This window comes from Pedobacter sp. KLB.chiD (assembly GCF_047040275.1).
Classification (GTDB): Bacteria; Bacteroidota; Bacteroidia; order Sphingobacteriales; family Sphingobacteriaceae; genus Pedobacter.
Window position 1 is genome coordinate 4,542,736 of record NZ_CP178207.1, and the last position, 15,299, is coordinate 4,558,034.

Annotated in this window: 16 protein-coding genes; 8 read left to right on the top strand and 8 right to left on the bottom strand. The window is 39.8% G+C overall.

Annotated elements, in window-relative coordinates; genetic code table 11:
* Positions 1-5: 5 nt before the first annotated feature.
* Complete coding sequence (locus ACK1I8_RS18755; protein ID WP_412466814.1) at positions 6-1,334, bottom strand: D-alanyl-D-alanine carboxypeptidase/D-alanyl-D-alanine-endopeptidase; 1,329 nt, start codon at positions 1,332-1,334, stop codon at positions 6-8.
* A 51-nt stretch (positions 1,335-1,385) separates the two neighbouring features.
* Between ACK1I8_RS18755 and ACK1I8_RS18760 the strand changes: the two genes are divergently transcribed.
* The 6 genes from ACK1I8_RS18760 to ACK1I8_RS18785 all read left to right on the top strand — a co-directional run bounded on the left by ACK1I8_RS18760 (position 1,386) and on the right by ACK1I8_RS18785 (position 8,303).
* A complete protein-coding gene (locus tag ACK1I8_RS18760; protein WP_412466815.1) occupies positions 1,386-2,633 on the top strand; it encodes an aspartyl protease family protein in 1,248 nt (415 codons plus the stop codon).
* Positions 2,634-2,724: 91 nt separating this feature from the next.
* Positions 2,725-5,241: a zinc-dependent metalloprotease gene (locus ACK1I8_RS18765; protein ID WP_412466816.1), complete on the top strand. Its 2,517-nt coding sequence runs from the start codon at positions 2,725-2,727 to the stop codon at positions 5,239-5,241.
* A 279-nt stretch (positions 5,242-5,520) separates the two neighbouring features.
* Positions 5,521-6,396 carry a phosphodiester glycosidase family protein gene (locus ACK1I8_RS18770; protein WP_412466817.1) on the top strand — a complete coding sequence of 292 codons (876 nt, stop codon included), beginning with the start codon at positions 5,521-5,523 and terminating at the stop codon, positions 6,394-6,396.
* Between the two features lie 70 nt (positions 6,397-6,466).
* Positions 6,467-7,393, top strand: coding sequence for a hypothetical protein (locus ACK1I8_RS18775; RefSeq protein WP_412466818.1), 927 nt, complete (start codon positions 6,467-6,469; stop codon positions 7,391-7,393).
* A 104-nt stretch (positions 7,394-7,497) separates the two neighbouring features.
* Positions 7,498-7,689 carry a cold-shock protein gene (locus ACK1I8_RS18780; protein WP_010599196.1) on the top strand — a complete coding sequence of 64 codons (192 nt, stop codon included), beginning with the start codon at positions 7,498-7,500 and terminating at the stop codon, positions 7,687-7,689.
* Between the two features lie 86 nt (positions 7,690-7,775).
* Positions 7,776-8,303 (top strand): RBBP9/YdeN family alpha/beta hydrolase, encoded by a 528-nt coding sequence (locus ACK1I8_RS18785; protein WP_412466819.1) that lies wholly within the window; start codon positions 7,776-7,778, stop codon positions 8,301-8,303.
* 96 nt (positions 8,304-8,399) lie between these two features.
* Here the strand turns inward: ACK1I8_RS18785 and ACK1I8_RS18790 are convergent, their stop codons facing one another.
* From ACK1I8_RS18790 to ACK1I8_RS18805, 4 genes are all read right to left on the bottom strand, one after another.
* A complete protein-coding gene (locus ACK1I8_RS18790; protein WP_412466820.1) occupies positions 8,400-8,882 on the bottom strand; it encodes an anti-sigma factor family protein in 483 nt (160 codons plus the stop codon).
* Positions 8,879-9,460: an RNA polymerase sigma factor gene (locus tag ACK1I8_RS18795; protein WP_412466821.1), complete on the bottom strand. Its 582-nt coding sequence runs from the start codon at positions 9,458-9,460 to the stop codon at positions 8,879-8,881. Before ACK1I8_RS18795 ends, ACK1I8_RS18790 begins: the two co-directional genes overlap by 4 nt.
* Positions 9,461-10,298: 838 nt before the next feature.
* Positions 10,299-10,619, bottom strand: coding sequence for a DMT family transporter (locus ACK1I8_RS18800; RefSeq protein WP_412466822.1), 321 nt, complete (start codon positions 10,617-10,619; stop codon positions 10,299-10,301).
* Positions 10,620-10,689: 70 nt separating this feature from the next.
* On the bottom strand, positions 10,690-11,256 hold the full coding sequence (locus tag ACK1I8_RS18805; protein ID WP_412466823.1) for a Crp/Fnr family transcriptional regulator: 567 nt from the start codon (positions 11,254-11,256) through the stop codon (positions 10,690-10,692).
* A gap of 213 nt (positions 11,257-11,469) precedes the next feature.
* Here ACK1I8_RS18805 and ACK1I8_RS18810 point away from each other — a divergent pair, with 213 nt between their 5' ends.
* Positions 11,470-11,832, top strand: coding sequence for a DUF6249 domain-containing protein (locus ACK1I8_RS18810; RefSeq protein WP_412466824.1), 363 nt, complete (start codon positions 11,470-11,472; stop codon positions 11,830-11,832).
* 14 nt (positions 11,833-11,846) lie between these two features.
* Positions 11,847-12,947, top strand: a complete 1,101-nt coding sequence (locus tag ACK1I8_RS18815) for a serine hydrolase domain-containing protein (RefSeq protein ID WP_412466825.1) — start codon at positions 11,847-11,849, stop codon at positions 12,945-12,947.
* Positions 12,948-12,987: 40 nt separating this feature from the next.
* Here ACK1I8_RS18815 and ACK1I8_RS18820 read toward each other — a convergent pair whose 3' ends face one another.
* Genes ACK1I8_RS18820 through ACK1I8_RS18830 form a run of 3 tightly spaced genes read right to left on the bottom strand, consistent with a single transcriptional unit; the run spans position 12,988 to position 15,098 of the window.
* Complete coding sequence (locus tag ACK1I8_RS18820) at positions 12,988-13,410, bottom strand: hotdog fold thioesterase (RefSeq protein WP_293784753.1); 423 nt, start codon at positions 13,408-13,410, stop codon at positions 12,988-12,990.
* On the bottom strand, positions 13,400-13,909 hold the full coding sequence (locus tag ACK1I8_RS18825) for a DinB family protein (RefSeq protein ID WP_412466826.1): 510 nt from the start codon (positions 13,907-13,909) through the stop codon (positions 13,400-13,402). Before ACK1I8_RS18825 ends, ACK1I8_RS18820 begins: the two co-directional genes overlap by 11 nt.
* The gene (locus tag ACK1I8_RS18830; protein WP_412466827.1) at positions 13,890-15,098 is read right to left on the bottom strand and encodes a sensor histidine kinase; all 1,209 of its coding nucleotides are present in this window, start codon (positions 15,096-15,098) and stop codon (positions 13,890-13,892) included. The genes ACK1I8_RS18825 and ACK1I8_RS18830 overlap by 20 nt, the downstream gene beginning before the upstream one ends.
* Between the last annotated feature and the right edge of the window lie 201 nt (positions 15,099-15,299).

A 15,299-nucleotide genomic window follows, 5' to 3' on the forward strand; every position in this document is an offset into this window, starting at 1 on the left:
TATGCTTAAAAATGATCGTGTATGTATGTCATTATTCTCACCATTTCCCCACGTACCTCTGCAGTTGGTTTTGCAAAGTTGTTGTTCATAAAAGAGAAAATATATGTTTTGCCCTTTTTGGTGAGTAGGTATCCACTTTGGTTATGAACACCGCCGAGCGAACCCGTTTTACCAAAAACAAAAGGTTTATCGGTTTTAGGGTAAGCATTTTTTAAAGTGCCGCTTTTTCCTCCCGCAGGAAATAGATCAAAAAGTTTTTCCGGATTGTTTACCAACCTGTAAATGGAATCGAGAAGGTATACATTATCTCGTGGCGTAAATAAATTCTGTCGGGACAGCCCGGAGCCGTCAACCCATTTTACTTTATCAGGCAGAAAGGAAAGGTAATTTTTCGTAATATAATCAATGGCTTTTGCGGTACTCAATGTATCACCAATCTGGTTGGCGCAAACCAATAACAAATGTTCGGCAATAAAATTATCGCTAGGCAGCATCATATGTTTTAGAACCGAATCGCGCTTTGCGCCCGGTAAGGTTTTAGCATCCTGTGGTATCTTTAAATTTACGATGCCAACAGGTTTGTGTAAAGTGTCAGCCAGTATCTCAACAGTAGCCCGCGCGCTGGTTTTATAGGGGTTTTGTTGCTTATAACCGGGCTTTACTGCAACTGCCGGGTAGTGAAAGCGGTTCGTTAAAAAATCCCTTCTTACCTGAAAACTGCCTGTTTTCTGGGTAGAATCTATTTCGAAACAGGAGATGAAAACCTTTGGTTCAATATTGATTTTATTAGGTGAGGCATAGGTAGAAGTAACCATGTTATCCATAATGGGCATTTCGGTAATTTCTGGCTGGTAATAATAATCGTAATCATCCCAGGCCCAGCCTTCGCCAAAGAAATTACCTGAATATCGTCCTGGGGAAAAAAACAGTTTTTTATTTGATGCCTGGAGAAAATTGTATGCGGATTTGTCTTTTACTGCAAACTGTAGAAAAGCAGGGTCTCCGGTTCCCCAAAAAATTAACGAATCATTCCGCTCGGTATATTTTAAAGCGGGCATTAAATCGGGCAACATTTTTAGGCTTGCAAAAAAAGTGTACAGTTTAGTATTAGAAGCAGGAGTGAAATACCGGTCTGCATCTTTCTGAAAAATCATTTTTTTATCTGCTGGATTATAAAGAGCAAAGCCAACCTGATATTGTTTGATGACCGGCGAATTTTTGAATTCCCGATCTACTTTTTTTGAAATGATTTTATGGGTTGAGCAACCCGCTAGCAAGCTAAGGGACAGAACAGATGCGATAAAAATAAAATTGTGATTTTTTAAAGGAAACATGTGCTAAATTTAGGAGACATAAAGATGAACTAATTTATTAAATTTAGTTTAATGTTAGCCAAATATAACCTCAGTGTAATAATCTGTTTACTCAAACTGACCATTTGCCTGGTGCTTGTATTTCCTGCTTTTTCTGGTTTTGGCCAGGAATTCCTATTTAAAAGAAACCAGCAAAAACAGTCTATTTCTTTTAAGTGTATCAAAAACCTCATGATAATTCCGGTGTATGTGAATGGAAAAGGGCCATATGATTTTGTGCTTGATACCGGTGTTGGCCCTATGATTATTACCGATCCATCTATTATCGATTCGTTGAATTTTGGTAAGCTCCGTAAAATTAAAGTTTCTGGCCTGGGGATTGAAGGTGTGGATGCTTATGTTTCTCAAAGTCTTGACGTTAAAGTTGGGAATGCCAGCATTAGTTATATACCAACCGCGATCTTAAAAGAAGATCTGTTTAACCTTTCAGGACATTTAGGTCTGAAAATTTATGGCTTGTTAGGCTTCAGCTTTTTTAACAGCTTTATTGTCGATATCCGATATAGTGAAAATAGACTGATTATTTACGATCGCGGCGCCAAAATTAAATACCGGGGTAAAAAAATCCCTATCGAAATAGAGAACCAGAAGCCTTATGTTTTAACCACAGTTGATGTGCCTGACGGCGAAACAGTTGAAGCGAGGTTTTTAATGGATACCGGGGCCAGCCATGCTCTATCACTCGAAATGCTCAATGGAACAGCATTCCCTTTACCTGGTAAAAAAATCAAAGCTAATTTAGGGATGAGCTTAAGCGGCCAGATTAAGGGATATATTGGCCGTGTGAACAGATTTAATATCGGAGGCTATGTTTTTAAAAATGTTGTTGCCGGCTTCCCTGATTTTAAGCGCATCGCCGATAAAATCGATTTGTCCAAAAGGAACGGGAATTTAGGAGCCGATCTACTTCGGAAATTTAACATTCAGTTTAACTATCAGGATGGTTTTATTTATCTTAAACCCAATGGATTCAGGAAAATCCCTTTTGAACACGATATGGTGGGTATGGTATTGTATCTTGATCAAAAGGCATACCGAAGAGTAATGATTGGAGAAATAGACGAAAACAGTCCGGCAGAAAAGGCCGGTTTGTATCCCGATGACGAAATTATCGGGGTAAACTTTAAAAGCATCGATGCCTATTCTTTAAACGATCTTAACGAAATGTTTAAGTCGAAAGCAGAAAGAAATATCATTCTCGAAATTTTTAGGAATAATCAGGTCTATCTTAAAGTGGTTCGACTTGAAAAAAGAATCTGACCAGCGTAATTTTCCGGTTACAAATGATTTGTGGTGTAACAACACTTTAACTTTAACCTCTTATTGCCAAGCAAACTAACTTTATATACACATGAATAAAATTTTTAAGGTACTTGCCCTTGCAGGTATCGTAACACTCGGGGTAGCCGGAACAGGTTCGGTATATGCCCAGAAAAAATCAAAGACAACTAAGGGAAGCACTCCAACAACGCCAGCTGCAGCCCCAGCGGCGGCGCAAAAAAAAGAAGGCATTAAACCATTTGCAGAGGTAATTACTGCAAAGGCGAGAACAACAAACGGTTTATTTAAAACACATAAAGTTGATGATAAATGGTATTTTGAGATACCAGATTCGATGATTAACCGCGAAATGCTTGTGGTTACCCGTTTGGCAAAAGCACCTGCGGGTGTGAAAGTAGGCAACCAGCAATATGGCGGAGAGGAATTAAATGAGCAGGTATGGAAATGGGAGCGTAGAGGTAAACAGGTTTACATTCGCGTACCTAGTTATTCAACTAAAGCCGATCAGAACAGCGATATGTACGAATCGGTTCAAAACTCTAATCTTGCGCAGATTTTAGCCAGTTTTGAAATTAAAGCCTATAATAAAGATACAACGGGTGTTGTGATTGATGTTACCGATTTTTATAACGGTGATATTATGGCCATAGGTGCTACCGACCAGATCCGTAAAGCATATAAAGTTACCATGTACGATGCAACACGCTCTTATATTGATACGGTAAAGACTTTTCCTATTAATGTGGAAGTAAAAACAGCCAAAACTTACCGTGCAGCAGAATCGCCGACGGATAACAGTAATGGCGCGGTTACCTTCGAGTTTAATACATCGATGTTATTATTACCAAAAACGCCTGTAAAAGCCAGGATAATGGACAGCAGGGTCGGTTATTTTGGTCAATCTCAGATTGATTATGGAAGCAATGCACAAAAGGCAGAGCGTACAGCCTACATTCACCGCTGGAATTTGGTGCCGAAAGATACCAACGCCTATAAACGCGGTGAATTGGTTGAACCGGTAAAACCAATCGTCATTTATATCGATCCTGCAACGCCAAAAAAATGGGTGCCATATTTAATTCAGGGAATAAATGATTGGCAGGTAGCTTTTGAAGCTGCTGGTTTCAAAAATGCCATTATCGGTAAAGAAGCACCTACGCCGCAACAAGATCCTCAGTTTAGCGTAGAAGATTCCAGGTATTCGGTTGTCCGTTATTTTGCATCAGATATTGCAAATGCCTATGGTCCGCACATTAGCGACCCACGCACCGGACAAATTTTAGAAACGCATATCGGTTGGTACCATAACGTAATGAACCTGTTGCGTAACTGGTATTTTGTACAAACAGCAGCCATCAATCCGGACGTGCGTAAAGCTAAATTTACCGATGCACAGATGGGCGAACTGATCCGTTTTGTTTCTTCACATGAAATTGGCCATACTTTAGGTTTGCCGCATAACTTTGGCTCAAGCTATGCATACCCGGTTGATTCCTTACGTTCAAAAACGTTTACAGATAAACATGGTACTGCACCGTCGATTATGGATTATGCACGTTTCAATTATATCGCTCAACCTGGCGATGGTGTAACAAAACTTCACCCTCAGATAGGAGAATACGATAAATGGGCGGTGAAATGGGGCTATTCATGGATCCCCGGAAACAAAACAGCAGAACAGGAAAAAGAAATTTTAGACCAGTGGACCCTAAAAAACGCAGGTAATCCTTTGTATTTCTACGGCCGCCAGGGAACTTCATTAGACCCTCGTTTGCAGAGCGAAGATTTGGGCGACAATGCGATGAAAGCCAGTACATATGGTATTGCCAATTTGAAACGTATACTTCCAAACGTCGAAAAATGGACCTATCAAAAAGGAAAAGATTATAGCGATTTAAAAGAGATTTATACTGAAATTGTTGGACAGTTTAACCGTTATATGGGGCATGTGGCCGCAAATGTTGGTGGACTAAGTGAAAATTTTAAAACTTACGACCAAAAAGGCCCGGTTTACGCCTATTTACCAAAAGCAAAACAAAAAGAAGCTGTTGCTTTTTTTAATCAGCAATTATTTGCTACACCACTTTGGTTAATCAGCAACGAGCAACTGAGCAAATTTGATAACGGTGTATTGTTAAATCGGATTAAAGGGGTTCAAACAAATACTTTAGGGAATCTGCTATCAGCATCTCGCATTGCTCGTTTGTTAGATAACGAAACAAAAAATGGCTCAGTAAAAGCGTATACCCTGCCTGAATTATTCACCGACTTACGATCGTCGGTTTTTATTGCGGGAAGAGCAGATGCGTTTAAACGTAATCTACAACGTGCTTATGTAGATCGCCTGCAGGATCTGATGACTAAAGAAAACGAACTTCCGGTTGGTTTCCCTGCAGAGTATGCTGCAAGTTATGGATTAACGCCAATCAATGTTGGCTTATCTGATATCAGGCCACTGGTTAGGGCAGAGCTGAAAACCTTATTGGCTACTACAAAGGCCAGGGCTGCAGCAGGCGATGCCATTACTAAAGCACATTACGAAGATTTAAGCATCAGAATTAAAGATATTTTAGATCCAAAGAAATAAATTATAGAATGTAATAATGCATTCAATGATTATTTTGCGTTTGCTAAACCTCGCGGGTTTTAAAACCTGCGGGGTTTTTTTATGATTCATAGCCAAAGGTACAACAGAAGATGATTATCGGAAGCTGTCGGACTCTGATAGGACGCGAATTTTGGAAAAGCGATCTTTCATGCTAAATAACTTCTTACAGCCGAAAATCGATTGAATACACTTTGTATAATTCTTGATGCTTTAACTTAAACAATACAACAGTTTTTAACTTTATACCAAAACCAGGTTATGCTTAAAAAACTATTCTTTGCACTTGCATTATTTGCCTCAGGTTTCTCAGCCTTTGGCCAAAATGCCGATTCCATTACCGTTGTAAAAGCTAAATGGAATAAAAACAGAATTGCCCGGCAGGTGGTTTTATTCCGGCATCACTTTGACCGGAAAAATCTTTTTGCGGCAAATCAAAATATTTCGTTTTTGGAAATCAAAAATACTGGTCGCAGGGCTGTTTTTGCTATCGGAGCAGAAGAAAAAGAACTACTTACCACCAGTGATTTTGGATTACGGGATACCGCTATTGCTGCGATAAATGGTAATTTTTTTGATGTAAAAAACGGAGGGTCTGTAGATTTTGTACGTGTGAACGGAAAAATGATCAATGCCAATCGTTTGGAAAAAAATGGGAATAGAGCAAGGCATCAGGAGGCGGCGATAGTGATTGATAACGGAAAAATTTCAATCAAAAAGTGGGATGGAACAACGGACTGGGAAAGCAGACTGAGCGAGAAAAACGTTTTGCTAAACGGGCCTTTATTGACCTGGAATAATATTGATGAGATTTTAGATACCACTGGGTTTAATCGCTTTCGGCATCCCCGTACCTGCCTTGGCATCAAACCAAACGGTAGGGTAATTTTATTGACCGTTGATGGAAGAAATGAAAATTCGGCAGGCATGAGTTTGTTCGAATTAACCAAATTAATGCGTTGGCTGGGCTGTGCCAGCGCGCTAAATTTTGATGGTGGCGGTTCTACCACTTTGTGGATAAATGGAATGCCCGATGGTGGCGTGATCAACTATCCAACTGATAATAAAAAATGGGATCATGGAGGGCAGCGTAAAGTTGCCAATGTTGTCCTGGTGAAAAAACAAGCCAACAGATAAAGTTTTATACCTAACAACCAGGTTCGCCTCTGGTTAAAAAAACTTATTTTAGCCCAATATTTTTCTTGAAATGATTAAAAATACAATATACCTTATCTTTTCTATATTAATACTTTCTGCCTGTAATTATGGCGCTAAAACCAGCAATCCGGCGTTGAGGGATTTTACATTTGAACCGGTAAAGGGCATCCGTTATATTGAAGTAAAGCGTAGGTTTAAAGATGGATATTCTTTTAACCGGGAAGGTTTTATGCAAAAGCCATCTTGGATTATCGAAGTGGTGAAAGAAGATACCATGGCGGCCTGGAGTCCGCAAAAGCACAGAATGCAGAATTTTTACCTGCAATATGATCATGCCAATGTATATAATTTCGCAGCCGAATATTTTAAGGTTAAACACATCAGTAAAGACAGTCTGGTTTTTCAGAGAATACAGGTTGACGGAAGGGTGATTGCTTCGGATGTCCGTTCGGATGTAAACATGACATTTTACGCTCAGGATTATATCAAAAATAAACTAAAAACGAAAGCCGAGGAGCTGCAAAAACCGACCAAAGCCGACACTGCTTTTATAGAGAAACGTTCGGCTGAAGTTAATGCCAATAGCAATAGAGCTTTTGCCGCTACAAGCCCGGTGCAGTTTATCCCTAAAAGTAAAATTGCGAGGGTTGAAAAAATCAGTACGGTAGACCGTGCGAACAATAGAACAGAGGCTTATGATTACATGTTTCCACAGTACATCATCCGGATAGACCGTGCTTATAAAGATTTTGCTTATCAGGTTTCGGCTATTGTTGATTTCCAGGGGGGCATACATGTAAAAACGGTTTATAACGTGCTTCCCGAAAATGCTGAGGCCAAAAAAAAGGTGGCCCAGGGCATAGCTGATATTTATGTCAGAAACCTTTTTGACGTGGCGCCGGGAACAACATTGCAGATTCCACATAATAGCCAAATTACTTTAACAATGATTGGGAAAGCAAATAAAAAGCCTTAGTAATCTGTTGTTTACAAAATCTTAACGTTAAAAAATGTTAATATTTTATTTTAATTTTAAAAATTAAAACTTACCTTGCATGCTTAATTTTAATATTTAATACAATGCAAGAAGGCACAGTAAAATTCTTCAATGTAACTAAAGGTTTTGGCTTTATTATCCCTGCGAATGGCGATAGCGAAATTTTTGTTCATTCAACAGGTCTTATCGACGAAATCCGTGAAAACGACAAAGTTCAATACGAAGTTGCTAACGGTAAAAAAGGCTTAAATGCCGTTAATGTGAAAGTAATTTAATTTATTTATCATATTTACACAGGAGGCTGCTTTCTTGCGATGGCGGCCTTTTTTATTTCATTTCTATCTGGATTCATAAGCCACCTATGAGCTACTACTTTATTATTCCTGGTTTGGGTAATTCAGGCCCTGATCATTGGCAAACGCACTTCGAAAAATCCGGGAGTCACTTTATCCGGATCAATCAAACGGAGTGGGATAAACCGGCCAGTAAAGACTGGATTGAAACCATTGATCGGGCCCTTGTTGGCTATGATCCAGCCGATGTAATTTTAATTGGTCATAGTTTAGGCTGTACTGCAATTGCAAACTGGGCAAAAGAATATCAAAAGAAAATAAAAGGTGCATTATTGGTTGCGCCCAGCGATTTAGAAGCGCCGCGTTACACCTTCGATACCGTTGGTTTTGATCATGTACCTTTAGATAAATTCAATTTTAAAAGTATTATGGTCACCAGTGCAAACGATGAATGGGTAACATTAGAAAGGGCCAGGTTTTTTGCTGAAAATTGGGGAAGTGAATTTATCAATATCGGTAATGCCGGACATATTAATGCTGCCTCAGGGTTTGGAGAATGGCCAATGGGGTTGGAGATTTTAAAAACTTTGGGTTAAATTTATCCTGATGAGTTCCCGCAGATTTCGCGAAAGGCGTAGATGAATATGAATCTGCGTAAATCATTTTGATCCGTGGGAACTATTTAAGCTATCTTACTTCTGAGCAACTTTTTTCCTTAAAAACTGATCAAGAAATACCAGTCCGATCACCAGATCGAAAAATAAAAAGCTATATAGAACAGTTGGCGTGATATATTGATTCAAATTAAAGTTCATATTGATATTAAATCCCAATTTAGGCATACTCAGGCTGGAGTTATAAAGCACATAACCAAATAAGGATAGCAGTGAGATAATGAAAAAGCCGCCAATACTGTAAATAATCTTTTTATCCACCTTGGTTTTCATCGCTACCGGGGCAGGAGCCAAGGCGATGCTTTCCATCACATTTCTGGTAAAAGACAGGGAAGGTTCATCGAGATCGAGCGCGTTAAAAACCGAATTCAGTTTTAGCAGTTCCTCATACTGGGTTTTAATTTCGTCAGTGGATTCAATTTTTTCTTCAATGGCTTTTTTTGAAGATTCATCCAGATTTCCATCAATATAATCCCAAAGCTGTTGTTCTATCGTATTCATAGTAACTCCTTTACTTCATCTTTTAACAAAAATTGTAATTTTTCTTTAAGTCTTTGCCTGGCCCTATGCAATTTTACTTTTATGGTGTTGGGCTCCATATGCAATGTGTGGCCAATTTCTTCCAAACTCTGCTCGCCCTTATAAAATAGGGTAATAATGGCGGCATCATCGGGTAAGAGCTGGGCAATGGCCATATTTAAAAAAGCATGGCTGTCTTGCTTCTCGTATCTATTCGCATTGAAATCGGAGGTCTGATTTTCGAGTTGCAAAACAGTATCTTCATCATGTATTGAAGTGGTACCTAAACTTTTTTTTCTTAAAAAAGTCATGGCCGTTGTGTAGGTGATGGTATATAGCCAGGTGCTAAATTTAGCCGTTTGTTTAAACGTACCCAACGCTTTATACGCCTTTACAAAGCAATCCTGTGCAATCTCTTCAGCATCTTCCCTGTTTTTCAAAAACCTTAAAGCAAGCGTAAACACAAACCGTTGATGGCGTTTCACCAATAAAGCATACTGATCGGTTTCACCGTTCAATACTTTTTGGATCAGCGCTAAATCTGTAGTGTTTTGCTCCATGTTTAGCTTAAGACTACACAAAGTAGAACGAGGTTACAGGTGAAGCATGATTAAAGAGATTATTATGCATAGTTAGTTGAATAAGGCGAAAAGTAAAGTTTTAGGAAACCAAAGGATTGTTTTTCATTGGGGGTTGCAGTCCCGCTGTTTGCTATAGCCCTCATACTTCGGGGCTGCCGCTGCCATCGGGTTTATGAACAAAGTTTGCGCATCTGAAACCTCAAAAATGAATACTGTCTTCGCCAATTAGCCCTGGGTGCAGCGGTACCCTGCAGGGCGGAGGTACGATGCCCGAAGCGAACAAGCGTAACACAGGAATACTGTTATTTTCTTGCACAGGCATTGCGCTCCAAAAAATAAACAAAATCACCCGTTTTATTTGGAAACCAAAGGATTGTTTTTCATTGGGGGTTGCAGTCCCGCTGTTTGCTATAGCCCTCATACTTCGGGGCTGCCGCTGCCGTCGGGTTTATGAACAAAGTTTGCGCATCTGAAACCTCAAAAATGAATACTGTCTTCGCCAATTAGCCCTGGGTGCAGCGGTACCCTGCAGGGCGGAGGTACGATGCCCGAAGCGTACAAGCGTAACACAGGAATACTGTTATTGTCTTGCACAGGCATTGCGCTCCAAAAAAATAAACAAAATCACCCGTTTTATTTGGAAACGAAAGGACCGTATTTCATCGAAATATGCAGTCCTGCTGTTTGCTATAGCCCTCATACTTCGGGGCTGCCGCTGCCATCGGGTTTATGAACAGCGTTTGCCTATTTTGAATCAGAAAAAATGGAGCAACTTTTTATTAACAACGTTCCTGTAATGTCTTTCGCTAGCCTTGGGTTAATGTGAAGCGAAAAACTTTAGTCCGGCAATTGATCCAATCAGTGTACAGATAAAAAATATCCGCCAAAAGGTTGCTGGTTCATTAAAATATAAAATTCCGATAATTACCGTTCCTACGGCACCAATCCCTGTCCAAACGGCATAGGCTGTCCCCATAGGTAAAGTTTGAGTGGCCTTATTAAGCAATAAAAAACTTAAAATAATACAGACAAAAAAAGCCGCACTCCATTTTATATTCGAAAAATTGTTCGATAACTTAAGGCAGGTGGTAAAGCCAACTTCAAAAAGGCCGGCAATAATTAAGATCATCCAGTTCATGATACATGTGTTTCTGCAAATTTAAGGCGCATTTACCGGGCAACATTTTACAAATGTTAAAAAATGCGTTTTACTGATTAGCCGCCCTTATTCTGCTTAACGTAACCTGTGTTACACCCAGGTAGGAGGCGATATGTTTTAAAGCCACCCTTTTGATCAGTTGGGGAGATTGCGCTGCAAATTCATGGTAACGTGCAGCCGCCCCTTTAAAGGCTCTGTCTATTAATCTTCTCTCGGTAGCAATAAGTTCCTTTTCGGCTATTTTTCTACCCCAGTTAGCGATTTCGAGGTTTTGTTTATAGAGCAGAAACAGATCGGCCAGCTTAATCCTAATCAGTGTACTGTTTGTTAACAGTTCGATGTTCTCATAACCGGGACTATTGTTAATATAGCTGTTGAACGAAAAAAGTACAGCGCCGCTTTCTCCAAACCAAAAGGTAATCTGTTGGTTTTCGCCATCGCTATAAGCACGGGCAATACCGCTTTGAAGTACATAAAAGTAGGATTCTATTTTATCTGCATGAATAATTGTGGTGCTTTTGGGATATTGAACACATGCCATGTAATGGCTAAGCTCATGCCACGATTCATTACTTAAGGCGCTAAAAAGTGGTGTATCTCTGAGTTGCTCGATCAAAATAAGAAGATTTATTACAAAAATAGAAATGTTTTTGAGCCAGCACCTCTAGGCCTTGGTAATTTCTTTTGATCATTAATATGCAAATTGATTATTGATAGTTTGAATATTTTTAAACTTGGGTGTAACCTGATTAAAAAGCATGTAGTCATAATACACAGAACACGGTTCAATTTAAGAAATAACATATTCACACATTAAAAAATTATCATTATGAGCGGTATATTAGTTCCCATCTCACTTTTTTTAGGCGGGTTTGCCATGATCTTTGGAATCCGTTATTTATCAAACAAGGAGAAAATGGCCATGATTGAGCGTGGGATCAATCCAGGGGTAGGTAAATCGGCACCCAAACCTTATTTGAGTTTAAAATTTGGTTTATTGCTTGTTGGCTTGGGCATCGGTCTGCTTGTGGCACTTGCAGCAGTAAGAAGTATGTTTGGCGGCGAAATGACAGAAACAGAAACTTCGCAGGCTGTAGCGGTTTATTTTGGCTGCCTGGGCGTTTTTGGCGGTTTAGGTTTGATTGTTTCATTCGTGGTAGAAAAAAAAGCGATTGAGAAAGATAAGTTCTAATCAAATTTTTAAGCGTGAAACCAAAACAGACCAAGATATTGCCGGGCTTTTTATTCATTCTAATCTGCAGCCTGTTCTTACCGGCAGCGGTAAAGGCCCAAAAGCTGAGCGATCAGATTGATCGTTTGATTAGCACGGTAATATCTGATCAGCAAGGCCCTGGAGGGGTATTTATGGTTGCCAGAAAGGGAGAGGTAATCTACCAAAAAGCTTTCGGCAAGGCCAACCTCGAACTGGGCGTTAATCTCAGTACTGAAAATGTTTTCCAATTGGGCTCGATGACCAAACAGTTTACGGCTGTATCGGTGCTGCTTTTGGAGCAAGAGGGTAAATTAAAGGTAAGCGACCCCATTTCAAAATACATTCCAGACTATCCAGCCGGAAATGAAATAACCATACACCACCTGCTTACCCATACCTCCGGCATTAAAGATTTCACCAAAATGAAATCACTTGCCAGTATTGCCCAAAAGGAGATGACACCGAAAATGATGGTCGATTTTTTTAAGGACGAGCCTGTTGATTTTGCTCCGGGCGAGCGTTTTGAATATAATAATTCGGGTTATGTGATTTTGGGCTACCTGATTGAAATCGTCTCGGAAGAGAAATATGCTAATTTTATTCAGCGGCATATTTTTGATCGGCTGGGCATGGATCATTCTTATTATGCCAGCGACAAAAAGGTAGTCTACAATCGGGCTTATGGCTACCAGAAGAAAGAAAATGCTTATGTAAATAAAACAGCCATTAATTTTAGCGTACCCTTTGCTTCGGGTGCTTTAATGTCTACTTTGACCGATTTGCTCAAATGGCAAAATGCCTTAAGCCACCATAAACTGCTAAATGCAGAGGAAACCAACAAGGCATTTTCACGCTATAAATTAAATAATGGCGAGCTATTTAATTATGGCTATGGCTGGCACATTAAGGAGCTGGACAGTTTACCGGTAATCGCACATGGTGGTAGTATATTTGGGTTCAAAAGCATGGGGGTTTATGTGCCCGGTGCAGACATTTATGTGATTGGGCTTACCAACTGTGATTGCAACTCGCCAACCTTACTTATCGAAAACATAGCAAAGTTGGTGGTAACGCATTTAACCAAAGGGGATTAAGCCAATGCCAGGGGCATGGCCTGGCTGCATGCAATCTTTTTTATTGCGGCTTGTTGATAATAGCCACGGTTAGCCGGCTAATGCAGTTCATTTTACCGCGCTCATCGTAAATTTTTATTTCCCATACATGGGTTTTGGCACCAATATGTAAAGGTTTGCAAATGCCTTTAACCAAACCGCTTTTCACCGGCCGCAAATGGTTGGCATTTACTTCCAGGCCAACCGCAAGGTATTTCTCTGGGTTAATACACATATAAGAAGCAATACTGCCCAGCGTTTCGGCTAAAACAACCGAGGCCCCACCATGTAAAATGCCTGCAGGTTGATGTGTGCGTTCATCAACAGGCATGGTTCCGGTAATAAAATCTTCGCCAATTTCTGTAAATCTGATATCGAGCAGCCCGCCTAAATGATTTTTAGGGCGGTTGTTTAGCTCATCAACGGTAAAGTTTTTAAACCACATGGTAACGTTCTTTTAAAATATAAATATGATGGATAATATGTCCGCCAGCAATAAATAAAATAGATTTCACATTAATTTCTCTACCCGAAGCAATACCCTTCCTGTTTAATTCTTCTTCGTTCAAAGATTTAAAAAGATATAAATTGGCTTTACGCAGTGCAATAAACTCTTCAAGCAGATCTTCCAGGCTGCGTTGGGCAAAACGGGCATTCAGTACATAGTCGTCTTCCTCGAAACCTGGTAAAGGTTGCTGTTCTTTTCGGGCAAAACAGGTAATGCGGTATGCAAAAACACGTTCAGCATCGATAATATGGCCTAACATTTCTTTTAATGTCCACTTACCTTCGGCATAGGCATAATCTGCTTTATCGGCATTTCTCCTGAACAAGGCCGGAAGACTTTGAATTTGATCGGTTAAAATTTCGAAAATATCGCCCTTAACTTTACTGATATAGGTTTCGCCCCAAGCTGGATATTCGTTAGGCTGTGGTGGGTTCATATCTTAAACTGCTTTTTAATATTATTCTAAAAGTGGTGCCTTTGCCCAGTTCAGATTCCTTTACAAAAATCTCACCGCTATGGTAATTTTCTACAATCCGTTTGGTAAGTGATAAACCCAGGCCCCAGCCACGTTTACGGGTGGTGTAACCCGGTTGAAAAACTGCATCGAACTTAGATCTCGGGATACCTTTTCCGGTATCGCTCACATCAATAAAAACCTGCTCTTTGGCTAAATTTTCTACAATGTTGATGGAAATTAAGCCTTCGTTTTCGATGGCATTTGCGGCATTTTTGAGCAGGTTTTCAATCACCCAATCAAACAATGGAACGTTTAACATGGCCCTTACCTGTTCATCACCGGTAATACTAAACTTAACCTTATCTGATGTCCGGACTTTAAAATAACGGATAAAATCGCTCACTACAATGTAAACGGTATGGTCTTCGAGTATGGGTTTTGAGCCGATTTTGGAGAAACGGTCGGTAATGATTTCCAATCGCTTGATATCGTTTTCCATTTCGGCAATCAGGGGATCGTCTTCCGCATCAAATTTAGCTTTCATCAGTTCTGTCCAGGCCATAAGCGACGATATAGGTGTGCCCAATTGGTGTGCTGTTTCCTTAGCCAAACCTACCCAAACATGGTCTTGTTCATCTTTACGTGCAGAACTGAATGCAGCATAAGCAGTTAAAAGAAAAAGGAAGATAACACCCATTTGAATGTATGGGAAATATCTCAACTGTGTGAGAATGAAAGAATCGCGGTAGTATGCCTTAAATTTCCTGCCAAAAATATTCATTTCATCAGGTGGATGCTGGGCTTTCATCTGTCTTAACTGCCGTACAAAATACAAGCTGTCGTAAGTGAGTTTGGTATCTGCAACAGGATAATTGGTTTTAGTACTGTCTAAACCAAAAAAAGAAGTAATCATTCCAGCAGAATCAATCATGATTACAGGGGTTTTCGTATTTTTTCTAACGGTTTCTACCACATCGCGGTAATCGTCGTTATCATAAAGAAACATGGCCCGTTCCTGAATCCTTACCCAAAGATGAAACTGGTTTGCTTCTTCGCGTTCCATCTTTTTTACAAAAGAATCGGTATAAAATACTGAAGCAATGCCAATTAAGATGGCAAAAATGAGAAGGAAAAACTTCCAGCGGCGTTTCTTTTGATAAGGATTCATGCTTTAGCTAGCCAAATTACAATAACAAAACGAAAAAAACATCAAACCATTATGCTTTTTCAAAACCTTCCATTAATCATATTGAATGCTTATCCGCTTCATCGCAGATGAAAACAGATAAAAACGGATGAAAAATATATCTTTGTACCGAGCATAGTGCCTGGCGCATTGAGCATGGATTACACCATGGCTCTAAGCTAA